This window comes from Spirillospora sp. NPDC000708, from assembly GCF_040299565.1.
In the GTDB taxonomy this organism is placed as follows: Bacteria; Actinomycetota; Actinomycetes; order Streptosporangiales; family Streptosporangiaceae; genus Spirillospora.
The window spans coordinates 1-24,035 of sequence record NZ_JBEPCJ010000004.1 but is presented as its reverse complement, the minus strand read 5'-3'; the positions used below and the strand labels follow the sequence as shown (position 1 = coordinate 24,035).

Sequence of the window (24,035 nt, the reverse complement as noted above, 5' to 3'; positions counted from 1 at the left end):
ATGTCCGCCCCCGCCGGCGCCGCGTCCGGGCCCGTAGGCGTCACGTCCCCGCACGGCCCGGCGCAGGTCGCCTGGCGGCCCGTGCTGCTGATGGCCGGCGCGCTCGGCGCGCTGCTGCTCGCGGTCGCCGCCCGCTACGGCTACCACCGCGACGAGCTGTACTTCCGCGTCGCCGGACGGCACCTGGCCTGGGGCTACCCCGACCAGCCGCCGCTGCTGCCGCTGCTGACCCGCGCCGCGACCGCGGCCTTCGGCGACACGCTCGTGGCGCTGCGCGTCCCCGCGGCCGTCTTCGCCGCGGCGGGCGTCGTGGTCGCCGCGCTCACCGCGCGGGAGATGGGCGGCGGGCGCCGCGCCCAGCTCCTCACCGCCGCCTCCTACGCGGTGTGCCCGTTCGCGGTCGCGGTGGGCCACAGCTTCTACACCGCGACCCTCGACCTGCTGCTGTCGACGGCGCTGGTATGGCTCGTCGTCAGGTGGGTGCGGACGTCCGACCAGCGGATGCTGCTCGCGGCCGGCGCGGTCGCCGCGGCGGCGCTGAACGTCAAGTACCTGGCCGGGTTCCTGCTCGCCGCGATCGTCGCGGGCCTGCTCGTCTCCGGGCCCCGCGACTTCCTGCGCCGCCCGATGCTCGCGGCCGGCGCCGCGGTCGTCGCCGTGGCGGTGCTGCCCGGGCTGGTGTGGCAGGCCCGGCACGGGTGGCCGCAGATCGACATGGCCGGGAAGATCGCGGACAGCGGCGACTTCGCCGGGCGGCCCGGCTTCGTCCCGTTCCAGATACTGATGACCGGGATCGTGCCGTCCTGGCTGTGGATCTACGGGCTGTGGCGGACGTACCGGTCGGACGCCCTGCGCCCGTTCCGCTTCCTCGGCCACGCGTACCTGCTGCTGAACGTCGTGTTCATCGCGACCGGCGGCAAGCCGTACTACCTGGCCGGGCTGTGGCCGGCGCTGTGGGCGGCGGGCGCCGTCGAGGTCGAGCGGCAGGGCGCGCCGCGCGGGTGGGGCTGGGCGGCGACGGTCCCGGCGTACGCGGTGACGGCGGTGTGCAGCGTCGCGCTGACGCTGCCGGTGTACCCGGTGAAGTGGCTGGCCGACACGCCGCAGCCGGTCATCAACGCCGACTCCGCCGAGACGGTCGGCTGGCCCCGCTTCGCGCGGGAGGTCGCGCGCGTCTACCGGACGCTGCCGCCGGACGAGCGCGCCGAGGCCGTGATCGTGACGGGCAACTACGGCGAGGCCGGGGCGCTCGACCGGTACGGCCCGAAGCTCGGCCTGCCCCGCGCCTACAGCGGGCACAACGGGTTCTGGTACTTCGGCCGCCCGCCCGACACCGGTGGCCCCGCGATCGTCGTCGGCCCGGACACCGTCGCCGACGGCTCGTCCCTGAACCGCTACTGGGCGGACGTCCGCCCGGTGGGCCGCATCGACGACGGTGTCGGCCTCGACAACCAGGAGCAGGGCAAGCCGGTATGGGTGTGCCGGGGGCAGCGCGCGCCCTGGACCCGCCTGTGGCCCGAGTTCAAGAAGCTCAGCTGACCCGGGACGTCAGCACGGCACGCGGGGCGTCAGCACGGCACGCGGCTCGCATCGGCGGCGGGAGCGGCCGACGGCACCGTCCGGTCGCGGCGGTCGCGGCGGTCCAGCGCGCCGCCCACCAGCGCGGACGCGAGCCCGGCGGCGCCGAGCAGGGCGGCCACCCAGAGTGCGGAGGTGTACCCGAGCCCGGCCCCGATCGCCAGCCCGGCGAGCGCGGGGCCGACCGCGTTGCCGAGGTTGAAGGCCGAGACGTTCGCGGCGGACGCCATGGTCGGCGCGGCGGCCGCCCGCTGCACCACCCACACCTGCAGCGGCGGGATCGTGGCCGAGGCGACGACGCCGAAGACGGTCAGCGTCGCCACCGCCGCGATCCGGTCGTGCGAGGTCACCAGCAGCACCGCCGACAGCGCGGTCAGCCCGGCGAGCGCCGCGAGGACCGTGGGCAGCAGCGCCCGGTCGGTGTAGCGGCCGCCGAGCGGGCCGCCGACCAGCATCCCCGCGCCGAGCAGCGTCATCACCACCGGGACCGCCCCCTTGCCGAACCCGGTGACGTCGGTCAGCAGCGGCGCCACGTAGGTGACGACGGCCAGCACCGGCGCCCAGCCGAGCGCGGTGGTGGCGAGCGCCAGCCACATCCGGCCGCTGCGGAACACCGCCATCTCGTGCCGCAGCCCGCCCTGCGGGCGCGGACCGGACGGGACGAGCAGCGCGATCCCGGCGAGCGCGACGACGCCGATCCCGGCGACCGTCCAGAACGTGGCGCGCCAGCCGAGCTGCTGGCCGAGGAACGTGCCGAGCGGGACGCCGAGCACGTTCGCCAGGCTGATCCCGGTGAACATCAGCGCGACGGCCCGCGCGCGGCGCTCCGGCGCGACGAGCTCGGCGGCGACGACCGCGCCGACGCCGATGTAGGCGCCGTGCGCGAACGAGGCGACGATCCGCGCCGCGAGCAGGACGCCGAAGCCCGGCGCGAGCGCCGACAGCAGGTGCGCGGCGACGAACAGGGCCATCAGGCCGACGAGCATCGTCTTGCGGGGCAGCCGCGCGCCGAGCGCGGTGACCAGCGGCGCGCCCACCACGACGCCGAACGCGTAGCCGGACACCAGCAGCCCGGCGGCGGGGATCGAGGTGTGGAAGTCGGACGCGAGGTCCGGCAGCAGCCCGGCGATGACGAACTCGGTCGTGCCGATGCCGAAGGCGCCCAGCGCGAGGGCCAGCAGCGCGAGGGGCATGAGGGATCTCCTCGGGTAGAGTAGGCGGCGCCTGCAACAGCAAGCGCATGCATTTATTGCACAAGCATGTATTTGCAGACGCCTGCTATATCACCATGCAAGTACCTGGCGCGCAACACGAGGAGGCGTGAGCCATGTCACCCGCCCAGCCGTCCGGCGCCCCCACCGGCACGGGCGACCGCGCCCAGGGCTGGCGGACCCTCGCCGCCCTGCACGCGCGCATCGAGGACGAGATCGAACGCGCCCTCCAACGGCGGCACGGCCTGAGCGTCAACGAGTTCTGCGTGCTGCACCACCTCGCCGGACCCGACGGCCGGCACGTCCGGATGCAGCAGCTCGCCGACAAGCTCGTGCTCAGCCAGAGCGCGACGACCCGCCTGGTCGCCCGGCTGGAGAAGCGCGGCCTGCTCACCCGCGTGCTGTCGGAGGAGGACCGGCGCGGCATCTACGCCGAGGCCACCCCCGAGGGGCACGAACTGCACGCCGAAGCCGCCCCGACGCACAACGCCGCGCTCGACGACGCGCTGGCCGCGGCGGCCCGGCTGCCGGAGCTCGCGCCGCTGGTCGCGGCGCTGGAAGGGCTGGCGAATCTGAAGGTGTGACGGCGGCCGGGCTCAGCCCGTCAGGATCTCCCAGGCCGTGCCGCGGCGGACCAGCAGGTCATGGGTCAGCAGGCTCCCGGCGGGCACGTCCCACGCCGGGTCCGCGACGCCGTCGCCGCGGTTCTCCGCCCACACCTGGCCGACCGCCCAGCGCAGCTTGTCGACGCCGTCCGGGTGCCCGGTGCCGGACGCCACGAACACGTCCCGCGCGGGGGCCGCGACGACGAGGTCCCCCTCCACGTCCTGCGCGAGCTTGTCGAGGAACCCCTCGTCCAGCAGCAGCGCCGCCTCCAGGCCGCCCCGCCGCGACGGCGCGCCCATCGGGCCGGGCTCGCCGAGCGTCACCGTCACCGCGCGCACGTCCGGGTACCAGCTGAGGCCGAGCTCCGGCCTGCGGTCCCGCAGGTTGATCACCGCCTGCCGGCGCAGGTCACCGGCCGCGACGCCGAGCTCGGCGCAGTGCCGCGGCGCCACGTGCTCGTAGCGGCGGCCCGCGACCGCCGACTCGTCGGCGATCTCCAGCGCGTAGGTGACGTACAGGTCGCCGGCGAACGCGTCGCGGACCGGCTCCTCGTCCGGCGGCAGCGGGAACTCCAGCTGGATCTCCGCCGGAACCCGCGCCTTCATCAGCGGGACGATGAGACTGGACCGCTCGTCCGTCACCGACATTCCTCTCGTACCGACTGCCTCGCACGCGATCGCAACGCTGAGGTCGTTGAGGCTCGAGCTTAGTACGGGTGCGGGAGGGGCCGGACTGCCAGGCGCGGCGCGGGTGTGATCGCGCGGGCACGGTGGGTAGTGATCGTGGCGGAGGGGACGTGAACTTCTGGGAGTACCTGGGCAGCCGGCGCGAGCGGCTCCAGTTCGAGACCTGGCAGCACGCCAGCATGGTGTTCCAGTGCGTGCTGGCCGCGCTGGTGCTCGGGCTGCTGATCGGGCTGGCCGTCTACCGCAGCGGCCGGCTGTCGGCGGTGGCCACCAGCACCGCCGGGGTGATCTTCACGATCCCGTCGCTGGCGCTGCTCGGCCTGCTGATCACGCCGCTCGGCCTCGGGGTGGCCCCGAGCGTCGTCGCGCTGACCCTGTACTCGCTGCTGCCGATCGTACGGAACACCGTCGTCGGGCTGGCCGGCGTCGACAGGACGCTGGTGGACGCGGCGCGCGGCATCGGGATGACCCGCACCGCGATCCTGCTGCGGATCGAGCTGCCCCTCGCGTGGCCGGTGATCCTCACCGGCGTCCGGGTGAGCACGCAGCTCGCGATGGGGATCGCGGCGATCGCCGCGTACGTGTCCGGGCCGGGGCTCGGCGAGCAGATCTTCTCCGGGCTGGCCCGGCTGGGCGGCGCCAACGCGATCAACATGACGCTCGCCGGGACGGTGCTGATCATCATCCTGGCGCTGCTGTTCGACGGGTGCTTCGTCCTGATCGGGCGGCTGACGACCCCGCGGGGCGTCCGTGTCTGAGGGCGGCGTGCGGGAGGCCGGCGGCACGGCGGCGGCCGCGGGCGACGACGACGCCGGGCGCGGCGGGATCCGGCTGATCAACGTCACCAAGCGGTACCCCGGGCAGGCCGCCGCGGCCGTCGACGACGTCACGATGACGATCCGGAGCGGCGAGATCGTCGTGCTGCTCGGCCCGTCCGGCAGCGGCAAGACCACGATGATGCGGCTCATCAACCGGCTGATCGAGCCGACGTCCGGGAAGATCTTCGTGGCGGGCCGGGACGCGATGGGCCTCGACCCGACGGAGCTGCGCCGCCACATCGGCTACGTCATCCAGAACGCCGGGCTGTTCCCGCACATGACGGTCGCGACGAACGTCGGCCTCGTCCCGCAGATGCTGAAGTGGGACAAGAAGCGGATCGCGGCCCGCGTCGACGAGCTGCTCGACCTCGTCGACCTCGATCCCGCCCAGTACCGCGACCGGTACCCGCGCGAGCTGTCCGGCGGCCAGCAGCAGCGCGTCGGCGTCGCGCGCGCGCTCGGCGCCGACCCTCCCGCCATGCTGATGGACGAGCCGTTCGGCGCCCTCGACCCCATCACCCGCGGGAACCTCCAGGACTCGCTGCTGCGGCTCCAGGAGGAGCTCGGCAAGACGATCGTGTTCGTCACCCACGACATCGACGAGGCGCTCAAGCTCGGCGACCGCATCGCGATCCTCGACAAGGGCTCGCGCGTCGCGCAGTACGCGACCCCGCAGGAGATCCTGCTGAACCCGGCCGACGCGTACGTCGAGCAGTTCCTCGGCGGCGGGCAGGCGATGCGGCTGCTGCAGTTCAGCCGGGTCGCGGACGTGCCGCTGCAGGAGGTGCCGCGGGCGCGGACCGGCGACGACGCGGCGGAGGTCCGGCGCCGGATCGAGGGCGGCGAGACCGGCTTCGCGATCGTCCTGGACGAGCGGGACCGGCCCGTCCGCTGGGCCCACCCCGAGGACCTGGAGGGCGTCACCGGGCCGATCGGCGAGCGCGGCATGGCCGTCGCGACGCCGATCCGGGCCCGCGACACCCTCCAGCAGGCCCTCGAATGGCTGATCCAGATCGAGCACGAGTGGGTGCCGGTCGTCGGGCCGCGCGGCGTCTACCGCGGCACCGTCACCCTCGGCACCCTGCAGAACGCGATCAAGGAGATGAAGGACCGCGCGCGGACCCGGAGGCGGACCCCGTGAGCGCACCGCCGCCCGCCGCCCCGGCGCCGTCCGGGGAGGCGCCGGCGGAGAACCCGAGCGCCGCCGCCGAGCCGCGGCAGTCGCTGCACACCCCGACCGGGCGGTCCTGGCGGTCGTGGCTGGAGCCGGTCGCCATCGTCCTCATCGGCGCCGCCTGGCTGCTGTACGTGGAGAACTCGAACCTGGACAGTATCGCCGCCCGCAGCCTCGCGACGCGCTACGTCGGGCGGAAGACGTGGGAGCACATCGAGCTGACCGTCGTGTCCACGCTCGTCGTGCTGGTGATCGCGATCCCGCTCGGCGTCCTGCTGAGCCGCTCGTGGGCGCGTCCCGCCACGCCGTTCGTGCTGGCGATCGCCAACGTCGGGCAGTCCGCGCCCGCCATCGGCGTGGTGGTGCTGCTCGCGGTGATCTGGGGCATCGGCTTCTGGACGGCCGTCGTCGCGCTCGTCGCCTACGGGGTGCTGCCCGCGCTCCGCAACACCATGGTGGGGCTCCAGCAGGTCGACCCGACCCTTACCGACGCGGGGCGGGGCATCGGGATGTCGCCGGGCACGGTGCTGCGCCGCGTCGAGCTCCCGCTGGCGGTGCCGGTCATCCTGGCCGGCATCCGCACCACGCTGGTGCTCATGGTCGGGACGGCGAGCATCGCCGCGTTCATCAGCGGCGGCGGGCTCGGCGACCTCATCACCAGCGGCGTCAGCACCCAGCGCACCCCCGTGCTGCTCACCGGCTGCGTCCTCATCGCGCTGCTCGCGCTGCTGATCGACTGGCTCGGCGGGATGGCGGCCCGGGCCCTCGCCCCGAAGGGGCTGTGATGCGGCGCGGGCTGCTGGCGGCCGGCCTGGCGCCGGTGCTGCCGCTCCTCCTCGCCGGATGCGGGCTCAAGCCGGCGTCGGCGTTCCTGCCGCACATCGAGCCGGGCAGCATCCGCCCCGTCCCGGACCTGAAAGACGCGACGATCCGGGTCACCTCGAAGGAGTTCACCGAGCAGATCATCCTCGGCAAGATCGCGGTGCTGGCGCTCACCGCCGCCGGCGCGAACGCGGTCGACCACACCAACGTGCAGGGCAGCGTCACCGCCCGCAAGTCCATCACCAGCGGCGACAACGACCTCGCCTGGGAGTACACCGGCACCGGCTGGATCACCTACCTCGGGCAGGAGAACCCGATCCCCGACCCGCAGAAGCAGTTCGAGGCCGTCCGCGACCTCGACATGAAACGCAACCACATCGCCTGGCTGGCGCCTCCGGCACCGCTCAACAACACCTATGCGATGGCGGTCACGACCGCCAACCAGAAACGGTTCGGGCTCACCGACCTCTCCGACATGGCGAAAGTCCCGGCCGGCCAGCGGACGTACTGCGTCGACCCCGAATTCTTCGCCCGCAACGACGGGCTGCGCGGGATGCTCCAGGCGTACGGACTGTCCTACGGGTCGAGCGTCCCCGCCGGGAACGTGCGGCAGATGTCGTCGGGCGTCGTCTACAGCGCGACGTCGAGCGGGAAATGCACCTTCGGCGAGGTGTTCACCACCGACGGCCGCATCCAGGCACTCCACCTGCACGTGCTCGGCGACAGCAAGCACTTCTTCCCGAACTACAACCCGGCCATCACCGTCCGCGAGACGGTGCTGCGCGCGCATCCGGAACTCACGGGGCTCTTCGCGAAGATCAGCCCGCGACTCACCACCGGCGTCATGCGGAACCTGAACAGCAAGGTCGACGTGAACGGCGACGACCCGGTGCTCGTCGCCCGCGACTGGATGCGCGAGCAGGGGCTCATCAAATAGCCCCGCTCGTCAAATGACAGGGGCGCCCCCCGGCGGCACCACCGGCAGGCCGTCCGGCGCGCCCTTCTCGATGAGCCGCCACACGGCGTCGGTGTCGAGATGCCGCTCGACGAGGTCGCCCAGCGCGTCCAGCGTCGCTTCCCGCAGCGCGGCGAACGACACGTCCGGCGCCGGGGCGAAGTCGCGTCCCGCCGTCTCCGCGACGTCCTTCAGGAAGGCCCGCCGGAATCCGTCGTTCTCCATGGCGCCGTGCCAGGTCGTCCCCCAGACGGCGCCCACCCGGCACCCGTCGAGGAACGGCTCGCCGCCTTCCACGGACACGATGCCGTGGTGGATCTCGTAAGCGTCGACATTCTCGCCATAAGCGCTTCCCGTGGGCCGCCCGAGGGTCTTCTCGCTCTCGAAGACGACCCTTGTCGGCAGCAGGCCGAGCCCCTCGACGCACCCGGTCCCCGATTCGACGCCGTCCTCGATCTCCCGCGCGAGCATCTGATGGCCGCCGCAGATGCCGAGCACCGGACGCCCTTCCCGGGCCCGCCGCACGATCTCGTCCGCCATTCCCCGCTCGCGCAGCCACGCCAGATCGCTGACCGTCGCCCGCGTCCCCGGCAGCACCACGAGATCGGCCTCCGCGAGGTCGCCGGCGCTGGCGGCGTACCGCACCACGACGCCCGGCTCGCAGGCCAGCGCGTCCAGGTCGGTGAAATTCGAGACGCGCGGGAACCGCACGACCGCGATCCGCAGCGTCTGCCTCCCGAAAGGCGCGGCGGCATCCGGACGCGGCGCGTCCAGGGCGAGAGTGTCCTCGGAATCCAGATACAGCCCGAGCGTCCACGGCAGCACGCCCAGAACGGGACGCCCGGTGAGCCGCCGCAATTGCTCCAGGCCTGGCTCCAGCAATTCCTTCGCGCCCCGGAACTTGTTGACGACGAATCCCGCGATGAGCGCCTGATCGGCCGGCTCCAGCAGGGCGACGGTCCCGAACAGCGACGCGAACACCCCGCCGCGGTCGATGTCCCCGACCACGACGACCGGCAGGTCCGCCATTCTCGCGAGGCCCATGTTGACGATGTCCCCGGCGCGCAGATTGATCTCCGCCGGGCTCCCCGCGCCCTCGCAGACCACCACGTCGTACTCGCTCCGGAGCTGGTCCAGGCTCTCCTGCACGACCCCGCGGAGCCGTTCCTTGTGGTCGCCGTACTGGAGCGCGTCCACCTCGGCGACCGGCCGGCCCAGCACCACGACCTGGCTGCGCCGGTCGCTGCCCGGCTTCAGCAGCACCGGGTTCATCACCGCGCGCGGCTCCACCCCGGCCGCCTGCGCCTGCATGTACTGCGCCCGCCCGATCTCGGCGCCGTCCGCCGTCACCATCGAGTTCAGCGACATGTTCTGCGCCTTGAACGGCGCCACCTTCACGCCCCGCCGCGCCAGCCACCGGCACAGCCCGGCGGTCACCACGCTCTTGCCCGCGTCGGACGTCGTCCCCGCGACCAGCAGACCGCCGCTCACCGCGCCGCCCACACCAGCGCCGCCGCCGCGGCCGTCACCGCCGCCGACAACCGCACCGCCCGCCCGATGTCGCGGACCTCCGGAGCCCGCCCGTCCCCCATCTCGGGCCGCCGCTCCACCGCGCCGCCGTACGAGTTCGTCCCGCCCAGCCGGACCCCCAGCGCGCCGGCGAACGCGGCCTCGCACCGTCCCGCGTTGGGGCTCGGGTGATTGCCGCCGTCCCGCCGCAGCACGCGCCACGCGTCCCGTCCCGAACAGAGGACGACGAGCATCCCCGTCACCCGCGCCGGAACCCAGTTCGCCGCGTCGTCCAGCCGCGCCGCCGCCCATCCGAACCGCTCGTAACGCGGATTCCGGTAGCCGACCATCGCGTCCAGGGTGTTGACGGCCCGATAGGCCAGCAGCCCCGGAATGCCGCCCACCGCCCCCCACACCAGCGGGGCTATGGCCGCATCGGACGTGTTCTCCGCCACCGATTCCACGGTCGCCCTGGCCAGTGCCGCCTCGTCCAGCCCCTTGGGGTCCCGCGCGCACAAGTGCGGAAGCCGCCCCCGCGCGGCGTCCAGATCGCCCTCGTTCAGGACCCGCTCCATGGCGAGCCCTTCACGTCCCAAAGACGTCCCGCCCAGAACGGCCCACGTGGCGGCCGCCGTCAGCACGACCCTCAAAGGCCCCCGCGCGGCCCGTTCCAGCAGCAGCCCCGCGGCCACGGCGCCGCCCACGAGAACCCCGGTGTAGACGACGCCCGCCGCCCGCGAATCCCGGTACACCAGCCGCTCGAACCCCGACGCCAACCGCCCGAACCCCGCGACCGGATGCCCCCTCCTCGGATCCCCGAGAAGCGCGTCCAGCGCCACCCCCAGAACCAGCCCTTCAGCAGAGCCGCGCATCAAGCTCATCCCAGTGACGCTCCAACCAGTCCTGCGCCCGCCGGATCCGCGGGCCCGCCCCACCCTGCCAGATCCGCGCCCAGCCGCCGCCCCGGGCCGCCCTCGCCCGCATCGCCTCGTACGACCGCTCGAACCGCACCCGCGCCGCCGGCAGCACCTCCCGCCGCCGCTCCCGGTCCAGCCCGTACGCGTCGCAGAAGATCCGCACCCGGCGCGCGACGTCCGCCCCGTAAAGGAGCGCGTCCCTGTCCGCCGGATCGGCGATCGGCGCCCAGTGCCGCAGCGCCGTCACCACGTCGTACAGCCGCGTCGTCGGCCGCGCCAGATCGAAGTCGATCAGCGCCGCCGGCGCACCGTCCCGGAACACCACGTTCTCTGGCGTCACGTCGCAGTGCCCGATCAGCTCCGGAGGCCCGTCCAGATTGGACGCCTCCCGGTCCCAGTCCCCGTCGGGCACCCCGTACGAGACCACCGCGTCGTGATACCGCCGCAGCAGCACGCCGACGCCCCGCAGCGCGTCCTCCGACACCGCGTACCGGGGCAGCGGCCGGTGCGGCACGTCGCCCGGGACCCAGCTGAGGATCTCCCGCCCGCGCTCGTCCACCCCGAGCACCCGCGGCGCCCCGTCGAACCCGGCCGCCTCCAGGTGCCGTAGCAGCCCGTGCACCGCCGCACTGTGCGCCCGAAGCGGCCTGCGCACCGTGTTCCCCACCCGCACCACGCCCTCCGTCACGTCTCCGCCGGAGAGCGGCACCTCGCTGTCCACCGCCACAGCACCCCAAGATATGGCCCTCCGCCCACCGCCCGGTCCCGACGCGTCCCCTGGTGGCCGCGTTATGGATGTGGAGCCGGAGGACGCTCCGCCTTACACTGTGTCCCGGCGTCCCGCCGGGCCGCCGAGCGCCCGTAGCTCAGCTGGATAGAGCATCGGTCTTCTAAACCGACGGTCGCGGGTTCGAATCCTGCCGGGCGCGCCACCCCCCACCAGCGCAAACGTGCGCTTACAAGCCAAGATCCGTGCGGTCGCCCGCATGTCGCGGCCGTGTCCCATCGCGGTGAGACGCCGGTGCCCGCAGCGTCCAGGTGATCATCTTCTTGATCTCAACCGAACTCGAGGTCATACGGTCCCCCGCATGACCTGCACGCCGTGCAGGGCTCGTACCGCACGTGTTAGAGGGGGACCCCTATGACGACCGAGCAGCTTTCCGACGCCGAACTCGCCGGACAGCCCGCCGCGTACTGGACCGGTGTCGCCTACGAGGCGCTGATCGCCTACATCCGGGCCCGGCAGGCCGAAAAGGGCTACACCCAGCCCCAGTTCTGGCTGCTGCGCAACCTGTCGGCGAACGACATCTCGCCCACCGGCGACGGGATGACCCTGTCCGAGCTGCGAGCGGCCATGGCCTCCTACATCCGTCCCGAGGACGACCTGGCGGCCGAGGCCGAGGTGCTCGTGGAACGGGGCTGGCTGCGCCGGGACGCCGAGGACCGGCTGTGGCTGACCGAGGAAGGGGAGCAGGCGCGCGTGGAGCTCGCGCGCAACGCCCCCGCGATCCGCGCCGCCCTTCACGAGGGCATCGACGACGCGGAGTACGTCACCACGATCAAGGTGCTCCAGCGGTTGATCCGCAACGCGGGCGGAACGGTCGCCTGACGCGGATCCCGTGCGCCTCAGCCCGGGCGGCCTCGCTTCCGCGGCCGTCCTCCCGGGGGGCGGTGCGGGGGTGAGGCTTCCCTTCTGCGCACGTGGGCGCTACCTTGCGAGACAGAAACCAGAATTCACTTCAGTTTCGGAGGTGGTCGGGTTGACGTCAGCCGCCACGGCCGGGCGACCCGGGTGCCGTCCGCGGGAGCTACCGCCGTCCATGGTCGAGCGGATGACGCTCATCCTGGACGCGTTCCGCGGTACGACGACGCGGCTGACCCTCGAGGAGGTCGTCCACGCGACGGGGCTGCCGAGGTCCACCACGCACCGGATCCTCGACCAGCTGGTGCGGGCGGCGTGGCTGGAGCACGCGCCTCCCGGGTACCTGCTCGGGCGGCGCTCCCTGCGGCTCGGCAGCGACGCCCAGGGGTTCGTCGACCTGCGGTCGGCCGCCGCCCCGGTGCTGCACGAGTTGCAGCTCAGGACCGGGATGGTCGTGCACCTCGCCGTGCTGGAGGACACCCGCGTCCGCTATCTGGACAAGATCGGGGGCCGGTTCGCCGCCCGGGTGCCCTCACGGGTGGGCGGCAGCGCCGTGGCCCACTCCACCGCGCTCGGCAAGGCGATGCTGGCCTGCCTGCCGGCGGAGGAGGTCGACGGACGGGTCGGCGCCCCGATGAGCCGGCTGACCCAGCGCACGATCGGCGACCTGCGGACGCTGTACCAGGAGCTGCACCGGATCCGCGCCCGCGGCGGGGTCGCCTACGAACGCGGCGAGCACACCCCCGGCATCTCGTGCGTCGCCGCGGCCGTGCGCGGTCCGGAGGGTCCGCTCGGGGCCGTCTCGCTCGCCGGCGAGGCCGGGTGCCTGCTGGAGACCGCCGCCCCGCTGGTGGCCGCCGCGGCGCGGACGATCTCGGTGGAGCTCGTCTCGGCGGTCGAGAGGCATCCCGGTGACGCGCCGGCGGAGACCTGGTCGGCCGAGACGCTGGCCCGTCTCGCGGCGATCGGCCGGGACGGCGCCTGGGTCTGAGCGCGGCTGCGCGGGTGCGGTCCGGCGGGTGCGCACGGCACAATCGACCGCGTCGAGACGAAGGAGAAGCAGTGCCACGCATCGCCGATCCACGGCCGGCGGCCGAGCCCAGGTCGCCGCACCAGAAGGACCGCCACGAGCGCATCCTGCGGGCGGCGCGGAGGCTCGGCGGCGTGCACGACCTCGATCGGGTCCAGATGCAGGACGTGGCCAACGAGGCCGGGGTCGCGATCGCCACCCTGTACCGCTACTTCCCCTCGAAGACCCACCTGTTCGCCGCCGTGAAGCGCAAGCAGGTCGAGCTGTTCGCGGAGGAGGTGGCCCGGCTGAGGGCGGCGTCGGAGAACCCCCTCGACGCGGTGGTGAGGACCCTCGTGCGGGCCAGGGAGGAGATGATGCGGCGGCCGCAGCTGTCGCGCACCATCCTCCAGGCCGACCAGACCGCGCAGGCCACCGCGAACGGCCCATGGTCGTCGGACCGCACGTTCCGCGACATGCTGCTCGCGGCGGCCGGGATCGACGCCCCGGAACCCGCCGACGAGCGGTTGGTGCGGCTCCTCGAATCGTGCTGGTACGGCGTGTTGCTGTCCTGCCTGAACGCGAGGCTCTCCCCGGCGGAGGCGGACGTCGACATCCGGGTCTCGTGCGAGATGCTGCTCGGCGCGCGGCTGGGCGGCACGACGGACTGACGAGCAATGTCGGTGGTGTCGCGTTTAATCGAGGGGTGGACGTCGAAGAGCGCATCACGGAGCTGACCGCCGAGGTCAGGCGGCTGAACGACCTGTACTACGGCACCGGCGACAGCCCGCTGCCGGACGCGGACTACGACGCGCTGAAGGACGAGCTGGCGGCGCTCGTCGCCGAGCACCCCGAGCTCGAACCGGCGGACAGCCCGCTCGGGAAGGTCAACGCGCCGGCGGAGCTGACCGGCCCGACCGTCCGGCACGCGCGGCCGATGCTCTCGCTGGCGAAGGCGACGAGCGAGGAGCAGATCCGCACGTTCTGCGAGCGCTTCGGCGGCCAGGTGTTCCGCGTGTCGGAGAAGCTCGACGGCCTCTCGCTCAGCGTCGTGTACACCGACGGGCGGCTCGACTACGTCGCCACCCGCGGCACCGGCGCGGTCGGCGAGCTGGTGACCGAGAAGGTGCGCCATGTGATCCCGGGGCTGCCGACCGCGATCCAGGAGCCCGGACGCGTCGAGGTCCGGGGCGAGGCGGTGATGCTGCGGTCGGTGTGGGCCGCCTACAACGAGGCGCACCCGGACAAGACGCTGACCAACCCCCGGTCGGGCGCCGCAGGGACGCTCGTGCTGAAGGATCCCGAGGCGGCGGCGAAGGCCGAGCGGCTGCTGCGGTTCTACGCGTTCGGCGCCGACCGCGACGGCGTCGCGATGGACCTCCCGGCGGGCTTCGAGCCGGTCGCCCAGTACGTGTGCGCGTCCGCCGGCGAGGTGGTGGACGCGATCGCCGAGATCGGCGGCCGCCGCGACGGGCTGGACTACGACATCGACGGCGCCGTGGTGCGGCTGCACGAGCCCGCGGCGTTCGACGCGGCGGGCTTCAACAGCGCCGAGCCGCGCGGGGCGATCGCGTTCAAGTACCCGCCGGAGGAGAAGCTGACCACGCTGCTGTCGGTCGAGTGGCCGGTCGGCAAGATCGGCCGCGTCCCGCCGCGCGCGAAGGTCGCGCCGGTGTTCGTCGGCGGCGTGACGGTGGAGAACATCACCCTGCACAATCCGCGCCTGATCCGCGAGCGCGACCTGCGGATCGGCGACACGGTGGCGGTCGTGCGGCGCGGCGACGTGATCCCGTTCGCGGGCCGGTCGCTGCCGGAGCGGCGCGACGGCGGCGAGATCGAGATCGTCCCGCCGACGCACTGCCCGTCGTGCGGTTCGGAGCTGGAGGTCCGCGGCACCGGCGAGGAGCGCTGGTGCGTGAACCTCCAATGCCCGGCGCAGGCGACGCGCCGGCTGATGCACTGGGCCTCGCGCCAGGCGGCCGACATGGAGGGCGTCGGCGACGTCTGGATCGAGAAGCTCGCCGAGGACGGCGTGCTCAAGCGCCGCAGCGACCTGTACGACCTGACCGCCGAGCAGCTGCTCGGCTACGAGCGGATGGGCGAGGTCAGCGCCCGGAACATGGTCGACTCGATCGCGTCCTCCAAGGGCATGGGGCTGCGCCGCGCGCTGATCGGGCTGGCGATCCCGATGGCGTCCGAGGGCACGGCGAAGCGGCTGTGCCTGGCCGGCTACGAGCGGGTCGAGGACGTCGCGGCGGCGACCGTCGAGGACCTGGTGGCGATCCGCGACATCGGGCCGAAGGCCGCCGAGAGCATCGTGGCGTTCTTCGCCCGCGCGGACGTCCAAGAGGAGATCGCGGCGCTGCGCGAGCGCGGCGTGAACCTCGACGTGCTGGACGAGGACCGGCCGGTCGACGCGGCGGCCGCGGGCGACTCGCCGCTCAAGGGCGCGTCGGTCGTGATCACCGGCGCGTTCACCGACCCGCGCTCGGGCGCGAAGATCAGCCGGCCGGACGTCACGCGGCTGGTCGAGCAGGCGGCGGCGACCGCCGCCTCGTCGGTCTCCGCCAACACCGACTACCTGCTCGCGGGCGCCAACGTCGGGGCCGCGAAGACCGGCAAGGCCGAGAAGCTCGGGGTCACGGTCGTGCAGCAGGACGAGCTGTGGCGCTGGCTGGCCGAGGCCGGGGTGATCTGAATGCGCATCGTCGCGGTGGCGGACACGCACACCTACCACCACGACCTCGCCGTGCCCGACGGCGACGTCTTCGTCCACGCGGGCGACCTGTGCCGGCGCGGCGAGGACCTCGCGGAACTCCGGGAGGCCGCCGACTGGCTGCGCGCCCTCCCCCACCGGACGAAGATCGTCGTCGCCGGCAACCACGACCGGATGCTGGAGGACCGGCCCGACCGGGCGCGGGCCGTCCTGGCCGAGCGCGGCATCCGCTACCTGCAGGACAGCGGGACCGAGATCGACGGCGTCACGTTCTGGGGCAGCCCCTGGCAGCCGGCGTTCAACGACTGGGCCTTCAACCTTCCGCGCGGCCGCCGGCTGGCCCGCAAGTGGGCCCTGATCCCCGAGCGGGTCGACGTCCTGATCACGCACGGCCCGCCGCTGGGCATCGGCGACGCCGGCGCCCCGCCGGGCCGCCACGGCTGCGCGGACCTGCTGGCGCGGGTGCGGCAGGTCCGCCCCAGGCTGCACCTGTTCGGGCACATCCACCAGGACGGCGGCCTCTGGCACCACGACGGGACGGCCTTCGCGAACGTCACCACCTGGGAGTGCGAGCGCGGCCCGACCGTCATCCGGCTGGACGCCGCGGGCGCCGTCGGCGAGGTCGTCCCTCCGGCACGCAGCACCTAGCCGGTTCAGGGCTTCAGGGCGACGCCGCTCCACATGGTGGACGGGGTGGAGGCGAGGGCCGGGACGTCCGGGCGCCATTCGGGGGCCCGGACGAGGCCGGGCTCGACGAGGTCGAGGCCGTCGAGGAACGCCGCCACCTGGTCGCGGCTGCGCAGCGTGATCGTCTGCGCCATGGCCTCGTTGAGCCGGTCGGCCATGGTCGCCATCCTGGCGGCCTGGATGTCGGTGGCCGGATGGGAGATCGCCACGTAGCTGCCGCTCGGGACCGCGTCGACCAGCGTGCGGACGACCCCGTACGGGTCGGACTCGTCCGGCACGTACTGCATGATCGCGATCAGCATCACCGCGACCGGCCGCTCGAAGTCCAGGATCTCGCGCGCCGCGTCCAGGACGGTGCCGGTGTCGCGGACGTCGGCGTCGATGTAGGAGGTGGCGCCGGCCGGGGTGCCGTTGAGCAGGGCGCGGGCGTGCGCGAGGACGACCGGGTCGTTGTCGACGTACACGACGCGGCTCTCGGGGGCGGCGGCCTGCGCGACCTCGTGGGTGTTGTCGGCCGTGGGGATGCCGGTGCCGATGTCCAGGAACTGCCGGACGCCCCGCTCGGCGGCCAGGAAGCGGACGGCGCGGGCCAGGAACGCCCGGGTGTTGCGCACCGAGGCGACCATGTCGGGCAGCGCCGCGATGGCCTGCTCCGCGGCCTCCCGGTCGGGCTCGTAGTTGTCCTTGCCGCCGAGCCAGTAGTCCTGGATGCGGGCGATGTGCGCAACGCTGGTGTCGAACGAGGGCGTGTCCGGCGCCCTGTCGTGCGTCTCCCCGGCCATCGTGGGACCTCCAGACCTCCCGGCGCCGAGTCGCCGCCCAGCCTAGACCGGCAAGATCCGCGGAGTGGGGGCTTTCGGGCGGCTCGCCCGGCGCACGGCCCGGGGCAATGACCCGGCCATGCGGTGTCCAAGAATCCCGTTGCCGCGCTGTCACCGGCGGGGTCGCGGGTAGCCGCACTTCACGGGGGGTGGCGGCTATGCGCATCGGTGGGCCCGTCGTCCCGATGGCGGCGACGGCGATCGACCGCGTCCCGGACGAGGCGGCCTGTCCCGGCGGGTGCCGGTACGAGCCCAAGTGGGACGGGTTCCGCGCGCTGGCGATCGTGAACGAGAAGGGCGGCGTGCGCCTGTGGTCGCGGCGCCTGAAGAGCTTCAACGACGCGTTCTCCGAGGTCGTGCCGGCGGTCTTCGACGCGCTGCCGCCGGGGACGGTGGTCGACGGCGAGATCGTCCGCTGGGGACGCGACGGGCGCCTGGACTTCGCGGCGTTGCAGCGCCGGCACGTCGCCGGGCGCCGCCGCCGCGAGCTCGCGCTGACCGAGCCGTGCCATTACGTGGTGTTCGACGTCCTGGAGGCCGGCGGGACCGACTACCGGCCCAGGCCGCTGTCCGAGCGCCGCGAGGCCCTCGAACACCTCCTGTCCGGCGTGCCGGACACGTCCCGGATCGTGCTGTGCCCGCAGATGCGCGACGTGGGCGAGGCCCGGGTGTGGTTCGAGATCCTGCCCGCGCAGGGCATCGAGGGCCTCGTCGTCAAGGCCGCCTCGGGCCGCTACCAGGAGGGCAAGCGCGGCTGGTGGAAGGTCAAGCACCGCACCACCACCGAGGCCGTCGTCGGCGGCGTCACGGGCGGTGCCGCCGCCCCGGAGACCCTGATCCTCGGCCGGTACCGGCCGGACGGGCGGCTGCGCGTCGTCGCCCGCTCCGGTCCCCTGCCCCCGGCCGCGCGCCGTGAGCTCGCCGGCCTGCTGGCGCCCGCCGGGGACGACCACCCGTGGCCGGCGGTCCTGCCCGCCGGATGGGCCGGCGGGATGCCCGGCGCGGAGGCGCCCACCCCGTACGTCCGGGTCGTCCCGGACGTCGTCGTCGAGATCAGCGTGGACGCCGCGACGGAGCACGGCCGGTGGCGCCACTCGGTCCGGTACGTCCGGACGCGCAGGGACCTGCACCCGACGGACGTTCCCCAGGGCCTCGATCTGGAGTGACTCAGGACGGCACGAGGGTCCGGGCCAGGAGGAGCGTCACGTCGTCCTCGGCGGTCCTCGTCACCATGGTGTCGACCACGCCGGCGCAGAGGCGGTCCAGCGGGACGTCGGGACGGGCCAGGGCCGCGCCGAGGCGCCGCATGCCCGCGCCGAGGTCGTCGTCGCGGCGCTCGATCAACCCGTCGGTGTACATGGCCAGCAGTGTCCCCGGGGCGAGCTCGACCTCGGCGGACCGGTGCGCGCCGAACCCGAGCCCGATCGGGGTGCCCGCGGGAAGGTCGGGGAAGGAGACGCCGCCACCGGGATCGACGATCGCGGGCGGGAGGTGCCCGGCCGAGGCCATGGAGCAGCGCCGGGCGGCCGGGTCGTAGACGATGTACAGGCAGGTCGCGGCGATGGGCGACAGGGCGCTGCCCTGCTCCTCCTCGTCCTGGCGCGCGTACAGCTCGTCGAGGCGGGCGAGCAGTTCGGCCGGAGGAAGGCCGAGGTAGGCGAGCGTCCGCATGGCGGTGCGCAGGCGCCCCATGCTCGCGGCGGCGTTGATCCCGTGCCCGGTCACGTCGCCCACCGCGAGGGCGAGGCGGGAGTCGGGCAGCGGGATCGTGTCGTACCAGTCGCCTCCCACGCCCTGGTGGACGTCGGACGGCAGGTAGCGCGAGGCCAGCTCCATCATGTCCCCGCCGCACAGCCTGCGCGGCAGGAGCTGCCGCTGGAGGGCGAGGGACGCGTCGTGCTCGCGGGTGTACTGGCGCGCGTTGTCCAGGCTCAGCGCGGCGCGGGCCGCGAGCTCCTCGGCGAGCACCAGGTCGTCCCGGGTGAACGGCGCCTTGTTGTCGGTGCGGACGAACACGGCGATGCCGAGGAGGCTGCCGCGGGCCCACAGCGGGACGATGATCAGCGTGTGCATGCCCATGGCGTCGATGACCCGGGCGCGGTCGGGGTCGGCGTCGAGCCAGCTCCCCGGCGAGGTGTCCATCTCGGGTTCGAAATGGGCGCGGCCGGACTCCAGGACCAGGGTGAACGGGGACCGGGGCGGCACGTACACCGGCTGCCCCTGCGGCCACAGGGACTCGGGGATCCCGGTGTGGATCGAGGCCAGGCCCGCGCGGCGGAACACGGGGATGCCGCTGTCGCCGGCCTCCAGCCGCTCCAGGGGTTCCGTCCCCGGCAGGACGGCCTCGGTGAGGTCGACGGTGGCGTAGTCGGCGAACGCCGGGACGGCGAGGTCGGTGAGCTCCTGGGCGGTCCGCTGGACGTCGAGGGTGGTGCCGATCTGGACGCTGGCCCGGCGGAGCAGGGCCAGCCGCTCGCGCGCCCGGCTGTGGGTGATGTCGATGGCCATCAGGCACACGCCGAGGGGGCGCGAGTCGAGGGCCTCGACGCGGAACAGGAACGTCGAGAACGTGCTCTCCCCGCCGGTGCCGCCCCACCGGGACTCGCGGTCCAGCACCGGGACGCCGTCGGCGAGCACCTCGCGGATCAGCTCCGGCGGGACGAGGGGTTCGAGCTCGCCGGGGCTCTCGGGCAGCGGCCGGCCCACCCGGAAGCAGGGGAAGGCCTCCTCCAGCCGCTGCGCCCGCTCGTTCCGCCAGACCGACCGCAGGTCGGTGTCCCAGGCGACCATCACCACGGGCGCGGCGCTGAGCAGCGGCTCCAGCACGGACGTGCCGAGGGTGAACACCGAGGCGGGGATCGCCGCCACCACCCAGGCGGGCGCCCCGCCCGGGGTGGTGATCCGGATCCGCTCGAGGTGCGTGACGATCTGGCCGCCGTCCTCGTGGCGGAGGTCGACCATGCCGACCCGGTAGTCGTCGTCGCCGTGGCCGCCGTTCCACGTCCAGATGCGGCGTGCGCGGTCGCGCTCCATGCGCAGGTCGGTGCCGGGGCGGCCGAGGATCCCCTCCGCCGGATAGCCGAGCAGCTCGCCGGCCGCCTTCGACCATCCGACCACGTCGCCGCGGGCGTCGAGGAGGGCGACCGCCGGGACGGGAGCGTCCCTGCCGTGCTCCCAGATGTTGCTCCGCGCCATGGAGCCATACAACCACGCGACCATCCGCCTGACGTGCGGAGCATCACCATGTGAACAAGATTAGTCACGAACAGTGGTCATCATCCGACCGGCGAGGAACCGCCCGTGCGGCCGGTTTCCTGGACGATCCGCCGGACGACGGAGACGGCGCGCGCCAGGTGGGGTTCGGTGCGGTCGGTCCGGTGGGCGATGGCCAGGTCGACGCCGGCGGCGGGACGGGCCAGGGGGCGGAAGACGACGCCGTCGAGGGCCAGGGCCGTCACCGGTTCGGGGACGACGGCTACGCCGAGGCCGCCCGCGACGAGGGTGACGAGGGTCGAGGTCTCGCCGACCTCGTGCCGGATCCGGGGCTCCACGGCGGCGTCGCGGAAGAGGCCGAGCACCACGTCGTACATCACGGAGCGGCGGTCGGCGGAGTGCACGATGAGGTCGGCGCCGGCCAGGTCGGCGACCTCCACCCGCCGCTGGGCGGCGAGCGGGTGGTCGGCGGGGACGGCGACGACGAGCCGGTCCCGGCGCAGCGGCAGGACGGTGAGGGACAGGTCGGCGATCGGCGGGCGGAGCAGCGCGAGGTCGATCTCGCCGGTGCGCAGCGCGGCGGCCTGGTCGGGCACGAGCATCTCGCCGCGGAAGGAGAAGTCGACGCCGGACAGTTCGAGGGAGAGGCCCCGGGAGAGCGCGGGCAGGAGGCTGTAGGTGGCCGAGCCGACGCAGCCGATCGTGAGGTGCCCGACGGCGCCGGCCGCGATCCGGCGGGCCTCGTGGGCCGCCTCGTCCACCTCGCCGAGGATCCTCCGTGCGCGCGCGAGGTAGCCGCGGCCCGCGTCGGTGAGGTCGACCCGGCGCGTGCTGCGGTGGAGGAGCTCGACGCCGAGGTCGGTCTCCAGCCGGCGGATCGCCTGCGACAGCGGCGGCTGGGCCATGTTGAGCCGTTCGGCGGCGCGGCCGAAGTGGAGTTCCTCGGCGACGGCGACGAAGTAGCGCAGGTGACGGAGATCCATATGGAGCAAGTATCAATCAGTACGAATATTGATACTTCACTGTATCAAGGGAGGCCACCTAGCCTCGGTGGCATGAGCACCTACCTGTACTCGGCCGTCCGGACGCCGTTCGGGCGGTTCAACGGCGCCCTGGCGGGCGTGCGGCCCGACGACCTCGCGGCGGGCGTGATCACCGCGCTGCTGGAGCGGGCGCCCCGGCTGGACGCCGCCGCGATAGGCGAGGTCGTCTGGGGGAACGCGAACGGCGCGGGCGAGGAGAACCGCAACGTCGGCCGGATGGCCGCGCTGCTCGCCGGGCTGCCGACGAGCGTGCCCGGCACGACCGTCAACCGGCTGTGCGGGTCCAGCCTCGACGCGGCGATGATCGGGTCCCGGACGATCGAGACCGGCGACGCCGACGTGGTGCTGGCCGGCGGCGTCGAGTCGATGACCCGGGCGCCGTGGGTACTGCCGAAGCCGGCGAAGGGCTTCCCCGCCGGGAACGTCACCGCGGTGTCGACCACGCTCGGCTGGCGGCTGGTGAACCCGCGCATGCCGGAGGAATGGACCGTCTCCCTCGGCGAGGCCAACGAGCTGCTCCAGGAAAGGTACGGCGTCGGCCGCGAGCGCCAGGACGCGTTCGCCCTGCGCTCGCACCGGCTCGCTGCGGCCGCCTGGGACGAGGGCTTCTACGACGACCTGGTGGTCCCCATCGAGGGGCTGAAGCGCGACGAGGGCATCCGCGCGGACACGTCGCTGGAGAAGCTGTCCGGCCTCAAGCCGAGCTTCCGCCCGGACGGCACCATCACCGCCGGCAACGCCTCGCCGCTGAGCGACGGCGCGTCCGCCCTGCTGCTCGGCTCCGCCGAGGCCGCCGGGCGGATCGGCCTGGAGCCCCTCGCGCGCATCGCCGGGCGGGGCGCGTTCGCCCTCGACCCGCAGGACTTCGGGTACGCCCCGGTCGAGGCGGCGAACCGCGCCCTCGCGCGGGCCGGGATCGGCTGGGACCGGGTGGGCGCCGTCGAGCTGAACGAGGCGTTCGCCGTGCAGTCGCTCGTCTGCGTCGACGCCTGGGGCGTCGCCCCGGAGATCGTCAACACCCGGGGCGGCGCGATCGCGATCGGCCACCCGCTCGGGGCCAGCGGCGCCCGCGTCCTCGGCACGCTCGCGAAGGTGCTCCGCGAGCGCGGCGAGCGCTGGGGCGTCGCCGCCATCTGCATCGGCGTCGGGCAGGGCCTCGCCGTCGTCCTCGAGAACACCGACACGGAGGCCGGGGCGTGAGCCGCACGGAGATCCTGGAGAGCATCGACGAGGCCGTCCGCGGGATCGAGGACGGCAGCACCGTCCTGGTCGGCGGCTTCGGCTTCGCGGGCATGCCGTTCGACCTCGTCGACGGGCTGATCCGGCAGGGCGCGAAGGACCTCACCATCGTGTCCAACAACGCCGGCAACGGGGACGTCGGGCTCGCCGCGCTGCTCAAGGCCGGGCGGGTGCGCAAGGTGATCTGCTCCTTCCCCCGGCAGAGCGACTCCTACGTCTTCGACGAGCTGTACCGGGACGGGAGGATCGAGCTGGAGATCGTGCCGCAGGGCAACCTCGCGGAGCGGATGCGGGCGGCGGGCGCGGGCATCGGCGCCTTCTACTGCCCGACCGGCGTCGGCACCCCGCTGGCGGAGGGTAAGGAGACCCGGACGATCGACGGCCGCGTCCACGTCCTGGAGTACCCGATCCGGGGCGACGTGGCGCTGATCAGCGCCCACCGCGCCGACACGCTGGGCAACCTCGTCTACCGCAAGACCGCCCGCAACTTCGGCCCCGTCATGGCGACCGCCGCGGCCACCACGATCGTGCAGGTGGGCGGCGTCGTCGCCGCCGGGGACCTCGACCCGGAGGCGGTCGTCACGCCGGGCATCTACGTCGACCGCGTGGTGCGGGTCGAGGAACGCCACTACACCGTCCAAGGAGCGCGCTGACGATGTCCCCCACCACCGAGTCCTCCACCACGGAGGCCGGCGCCGCCGAGTCCTCCACCACCGGGCCCCTCACCCCGGACGAGCTCGCGGCGGTCGTCGCCCGCGACATCCCGGAGGGCTCCTACGTCAACCTCGGCATCGGCCGTCCCACCAAGGTCGCCGACCACCTCCCGGACGGCTCGGGCGTCGTGCTGCACACCGAGAACGGCATGCTCAACATGGGGCCCGCCGCGACGGGCGACGAGATCGACCCGGACCTCACCAACGCCGGGAAGGTCCCGGTGACGGAGCTTCCCGGCGCGTCGTACTTCCACCACGCGGACTCGTTCGCGATGATGCGCGGCGGCCACCTCGACGTGTGCGTGCTGGGCGCGTTCCAGGTCTCGGCCACCGGGGACCTCGCGAACTGGAGCACCGGCGCCCCCGGCGCGATCCCGGCCGTCGGCGGCGCGATGGACCTGGCCATCGGCGCCAAGCAGGTGTTCGTGATGATGACGCTGTTCGACAAGCAGGGCCGGTCGAAGCTGGTGCCCGCGTGCACCTACCCGCTGACCGGCGTCGGCTGCGTCAGCCGCGTCTACACCGACGTCGCCGTCATCGACGTCGGCCCGGACGGCGCGTCGGTCCGCGAGACCTTCGGCATCACGCTCGACGAGCTCCGCGAGCGGGTGCCGGTCCCCCTCAAGGCCGCCTGACACCGGAGCGGCCCGGCGGCCGCGGTCCATCGCGGACCGCG

The 24,035-nt window shown here is 73.6% G+C and carries 23 protein-coding genes and 1 tRNA gene; 16 read left to right on the top strand and 8 right to left on the bottom strand.

Features of this window, described 5'->3' with window-relative positions; all coding sequences use genetic code 11:
* Nucleotides 1-1,539 (top strand): glycosyltransferase family 39 protein, encoded by a 1,539-nt coding sequence (locus tag ABT299_RS04425; protein ID WP_500249737.1) that lies wholly within the window; start codon nucleotides 1-3, stop codon nucleotides 1,537-1,539.
* 29 nt (nucleotides 1,540-1,568) lie between these two features.
* On the opposite strand, the gene ABT299_RS04420 is transcribed toward ABT299_RS04425, so the two are convergent.
* Entirely contained in the window at nucleotides 1,569-2,771 is a 1,203-nt protein-coding gene (locus ABT299_RS04420) for an MFS transporter (RefSeq protein WP_500249736.1), read from the bottom strand.
* Nucleotides 2,772-2,905: 134 nt separating this feature from the next.
* On the opposite strand from ABT299_RS04420, the gene ABT299_RS04415 reads away from it, so the two are divergent.
* The gene (locus tag ABT299_RS04415; RefSeq protein ID WP_387029105.1) at nucleotides 2,906-3,373 is read left to right on the top strand and encodes a MarR family winged helix-turn-helix transcriptional regulator; all 468 of its coding nucleotides are present in this window, start codon (nucleotides 2,906-2,908) and stop codon (nucleotides 3,371-3,373) included.
* A gap of 12 nt (nucleotides 3,374-3,385) precedes the next feature.
* Here the strand turns inward: ABT299_RS04415 and ABT299_RS04410 are convergent, their stop codons facing one another.
* The gene (locus tag ABT299_RS04410; protein WP_347256928.1) at nucleotides 3,386-4,036 is read right to left on the bottom strand and encodes a DUF1444 domain-containing protein; all 651 of its coding nucleotides are present in this window, start codon (nucleotides 4,034-4,036) and stop codon (nucleotides 3,386-3,388) included.
* Between the two features lie 155 nt (nucleotides 4,037-4,191).
* On the opposite strand from ABT299_RS04410, the gene ABT299_RS04405 reads away from it, so the two are divergent.
* Genes ABT299_RS04405 through ABT299_RS04390 form a run of 4 tightly spaced genes read left to right on the top strand, consistent with a single transcriptional unit; the run spans nucleotide 4,192 to nucleotide 7,832 of the window.
* Nucleotides 4,192-4,839: an ABC transporter permease subunit gene (locus ABT299_RS04405; RefSeq protein WP_190862470.1), complete on the top strand. Its 648-nt coding sequence runs from the start codon at nucleotides 4,192-4,194 to the stop codon at nucleotides 4,837-4,839.
* Nucleotides 4,832-6,040 carry an ATP-binding cassette domain-containing protein gene (locus ABT299_RS04400; protein WP_500249735.1) on the top strand — a complete coding sequence of 403 codons (1,209 nt, stop codon included), beginning with the start codon at nucleotides 4,832-4,834 and terminating at the stop codon, nucleotides 6,038-6,040. The genes ABT299_RS04405 and ABT299_RS04400 overlap by 8 nt, the downstream gene beginning before the upstream one ends.
* Nucleotides 6,037-6,858: an ABC transporter permease gene (locus ABT299_RS04395; RefSeq protein ID WP_387029109.1), complete on the top strand. Its 822-nt coding sequence runs from the start codon at nucleotides 6,037-6,039 to the stop codon at nucleotides 6,856-6,858. Before ABT299_RS04400 ends, ABT299_RS04395 begins: the two co-directional genes overlap by 4 nt.
* Complete coding sequence (locus ABT299_RS04390) at nucleotides 6,858-7,832, top strand: glycine betaine ABC transporter substrate-binding protein (protein WP_500193759.1); 975 nt, start codon at nucleotides 6,858-6,860, stop codon at nucleotides 7,830-7,832. Before ABT299_RS04395 ends, ABT299_RS04390 begins: the two co-directional genes overlap by 1 nt.
* 9 nt (nucleotides 7,833-7,841) lie before the next feature.
* Here the strand turns inward: ABT299_RS04390 and ABT299_RS04385 are convergent, their stop codons facing one another.
* From ABT299_RS04385 to ABT299_RS04375, 3 genes are read right to left on the bottom strand one after another with little or no spacing between them, the layout of a single operon-like run.
* Nucleotides 7,842-9,341: a cobyric acid synthase gene (locus ABT299_RS04385; RefSeq protein ID WP_500249734.1), complete on the bottom strand. Its 1,500-nt coding sequence runs from the start codon at nucleotides 9,339-9,341 to the stop codon at nucleotides 7,842-7,844.
* A complete protein-coding gene (locus tag ABT299_RS04380; protein WP_387029114.1) occupies nucleotides 9,338-10,240 on the bottom strand; it encodes a cobalamin biosynthesis protein in 903 nt (300 codons plus the stop codon). Before ABT299_RS04380 ends, ABT299_RS04385 begins: the two co-directional genes overlap by 4 nt.
* Complete coding sequence (locus ABT299_RS04375; protein ID WP_500249733.1) at nucleotides 10,215-11,003, bottom strand: phosphotransferase; 789 nt, start codon at nucleotides 11,001-11,003, stop codon at nucleotides 10,215-10,217. The genes ABT299_RS04380 and ABT299_RS04375 overlap by 26 nt, the downstream gene beginning before the upstream one ends.
* A gap of 128 nt (nucleotides 11,004-11,131) precedes the next feature.
* Here ABT299_RS04375 and ABT299_RS04370 point away from each other — a divergent pair.
* The 6 genes from ABT299_RS04370 to ABT299_RS04345 all read left to right on the top strand — a co-directional run bounded on the left by ABT299_RS04370 (nucleotide 11,132) and on the right by ABT299_RS04345 (nucleotide 16,291).
* A tRNA-Arg gene (locus tag ABT299_RS04370) sits at nucleotides 11,132-11,208 on the top strand.
* A gap of 209 nt (nucleotides 11,209-11,417) precedes the next feature.
* Complete coding sequence (locus ABT299_RS04365) at nucleotides 11,418-11,885, top strand: MarR family winged helix-turn-helix transcriptional regulator (protein ID WP_500249732.1); 468 nt, start codon at nucleotides 11,418-11,420, stop codon at nucleotides 11,883-11,885.
* A 223-nt stretch (nucleotides 11,886-12,108) separates the two neighbouring features.
* Nucleotides 12,109-12,909, top strand: a complete 801-nt coding sequence (locus ABT299_RS04360; protein WP_500249731.1) for an IclR family transcriptional regulator — start codon at nucleotides 12,109-12,111, stop codon at nucleotides 12,907-12,909.
* A gap of 71 nt (nucleotides 12,910-12,980) precedes the next feature.
* Nucleotides 12,981-13,598, top strand: a complete 618-nt coding sequence (locus ABT299_RS04355; RefSeq protein ID WP_500249730.1) for a TetR/AcrR family transcriptional regulator — start codon at nucleotides 12,981-12,983, stop codon at nucleotides 13,596-13,598.
* Between the two features lie 35 nt (nucleotides 13,599-13,633).
* Nucleotides 13,634-15,625, top strand: coding sequence for an NAD-dependent DNA ligase LigA (gene ligA, locus ABT299_RS04350; protein WP_500249729.1), 1,992 nt, complete (start codon nucleotides 13,634-13,636; stop codon nucleotides 15,623-15,625).
* Nucleotides 15,626-16,291: a metallophosphatase domain-containing protein gene (locus ABT299_RS04345; protein ID WP_387029183.1), complete on the top strand. Its 666-nt coding sequence runs from the start codon at nucleotides 15,626-15,628 to the stop codon at nucleotides 16,289-16,291.
* Between the two features lie 5 nt (nucleotides 16,292-16,296).
* Here the strand turns inward: ABT299_RS04345 and ABT299_RS04340 are convergent, their stop codons facing one another.
* On the bottom strand, nucleotides 16,297-17,112 hold the full coding sequence (locus tag ABT299_RS04340) for an SAM-dependent methyltransferase (RefSeq protein ID WP_190862489.1): 816 nt from the start codon (nucleotides 17,110-17,112) through the stop codon (nucleotides 16,297-16,299).
* A gap of 197 nt (nucleotides 17,113-17,309) precedes the next feature.
* On the opposite strand from ABT299_RS04340, the gene ABT299_RS04335 reads away from it, so the two are divergent.
* On the top strand, nucleotides 17,310-18,317 hold the full coding sequence (locus tag ABT299_RS04335) for an ATP-dependent DNA ligase (RefSeq protein WP_500249728.1): 1,008 nt from the start codon (nucleotides 17,310-17,312) through the stop codon (nucleotides 18,315-18,317).
* 1 nt (nucleotide 18,318) lies between these two features.
* On the opposite strand, the gene ABT299_RS04330 is transcribed toward ABT299_RS04335, so the two are convergent.
* A complete protein-coding gene (locus ABT299_RS04330; RefSeq protein WP_500249727.1) occupies nucleotides 18,319-20,346 on the bottom strand; it encodes a SpoIIE family protein phosphatase in 2,028 nt (675 codons plus the stop codon).
* A gap of 80 nt (nucleotides 20,347-20,426) precedes the next feature.
* Complete coding sequence (locus ABT299_RS04325) at nucleotides 20,427-21,347, bottom strand: LysR substrate-binding domain-containing protein (protein ID WP_500249726.1); 921 nt, start codon at nucleotides 21,345-21,347, stop codon at nucleotides 20,427-20,429.
* Between the two features lie 72 nt (nucleotides 21,348-21,419).
* Here ABT299_RS04325 and ABT299_RS04320 point away from each other — a divergent pair, with 72 nt between their 5' ends.
* Genes ABT299_RS04320 through ABT299_RS04310 form a run of 3 tightly spaced genes read left to right on the top strand, consistent with a single transcriptional unit; the run spans nucleotide 21,420 to nucleotide 23,994 of the window.
* Nucleotides 21,420-22,607: a thiolase family protein gene (locus ABT299_RS04320; protein WP_500249725.1), complete on the top strand. Its 1,188-nt coding sequence runs from the start codon at nucleotides 21,420-21,422 to the stop codon at nucleotides 22,605-22,607.
* A complete protein-coding gene (locus ABT299_RS04315; protein ID WP_387029195.1) occupies nucleotides 22,604-23,299 on the top strand; it encodes a 3-oxoacid CoA-transferase subunit A in 696 nt (231 codons plus the stop codon). The genes ABT299_RS04320 and ABT299_RS04315 overlap by 4 nt, the downstream gene beginning before the upstream one ends.
* A gap of 2 nt (nucleotides 23,300-23,301) precedes the next feature.
* A complete protein-coding gene (locus ABT299_RS04310; protein ID WP_500249724.1) occupies nucleotides 23,302-23,994 on the top strand; it encodes a 3-oxoacid CoA-transferase subunit B in 693 nt (230 codons plus the stop codon).
* Nucleotides 23,995-24,035 lie beyond the last annotated feature (41 nt).

Bases quoted from the DNA above. Each gene is read 5' to 3' on its own strand.
- ABT299_RS04425 (WP_500249737.1), top strand. From the start codon at position 1: ATGTCCGCCCCCGCCGGCGCCGCGTCCGGGCCCGTAGGCGTCACGTCC.
- ABT299_RS04420 (WP_500249736.1), bottom strand. From the start codon at position 2,771: ATGCCCCTCGCGCTGCTGGCCCTCGCGCTGGGCGCCTTCGGCATCGGC.
- ABT299_RS04415 (WP_387029105.1), top strand. From the start codon at position 2,906: ATGTCACCCGCCCAGCCGTCCGGCGCCCCCACCGGCACGGGCGACCGC.
- ABT299_RS04390 (WP_500193759.1), top strand. From the start codon at position 6,858: ATGCGGCGCGGGCTGCTGGCGGCCGGCCTGGCGCCGGTGCTGCCGCTC.
- ABT299_RS04380 (WP_387029114.1), bottom strand. From the start codon at position 10,240: ATGAGCTTGATGCGCGGCTCTGCTGAAGGGCTGGTTCTGGGGGTGGCG.
- ABT299_RS04365 (WP_500249732.1), top strand. From the start codon at position 11,418: ATGACGACCGAGCAGCTTTCCGACGCCGAACTCGCCGGACAGCCCGCC.
- ABT299_RS04360 (WP_500249731.1), top strand. From the start codon at position 12,109: ATGACGCTCATCCTGGACGCGTTCCGCGGTACGACGACGCGGCTGACC.
- ABT299_RS04345 (WP_387029183.1), top strand. From the start codon at position 15,626: ATGCGCATCGTCGCGGTGGCGGACACGCACACCTACCACCACGACCTC.
- ABT299_RS04340 (WP_190862489.1), bottom strand. From the start codon at position 17,112: ATGGCCGGGGAGACGCACGACAGGGCGCCGGACACGCCCTCGTTCGAC.
- ABT299_RS04335 (WP_500249728.1), top strand. From the start codon at position 17,310: ATGCGCATCGGTGGGCCCGTCGTCCCGATGGCGGCGACGGCGATCGAC.
- ABT299_RS04330 (WP_500249727.1), bottom strand. From the start codon at position 20,346: ATGGCGCGGAGCAACATCTGGGAGCACGGCAGGGACGCTCCCGTCCCG.
- ABT299_RS04325 (WP_500249726.1), bottom strand. From the start codon at position 21,347: ATGGATCTCCGTCACCTGCGCTACTTCGTCGCCGTCGCCGAGGAACTC.
- ABT299_RS04320 (WP_500249725.1), top strand. From the start codon at position 21,420: ATGAGCACCTACCTGTACTCGGCCGTCCGGACGCCGTTCGGGCGGTTC.
- ABT299_RS04310 (WP_500249724.1), top strand. From the start codon at position 23,302: ATGTCCCCCACCACCGAGTCCTCCACCACGGAGGCCGGCGCCGCCGAG.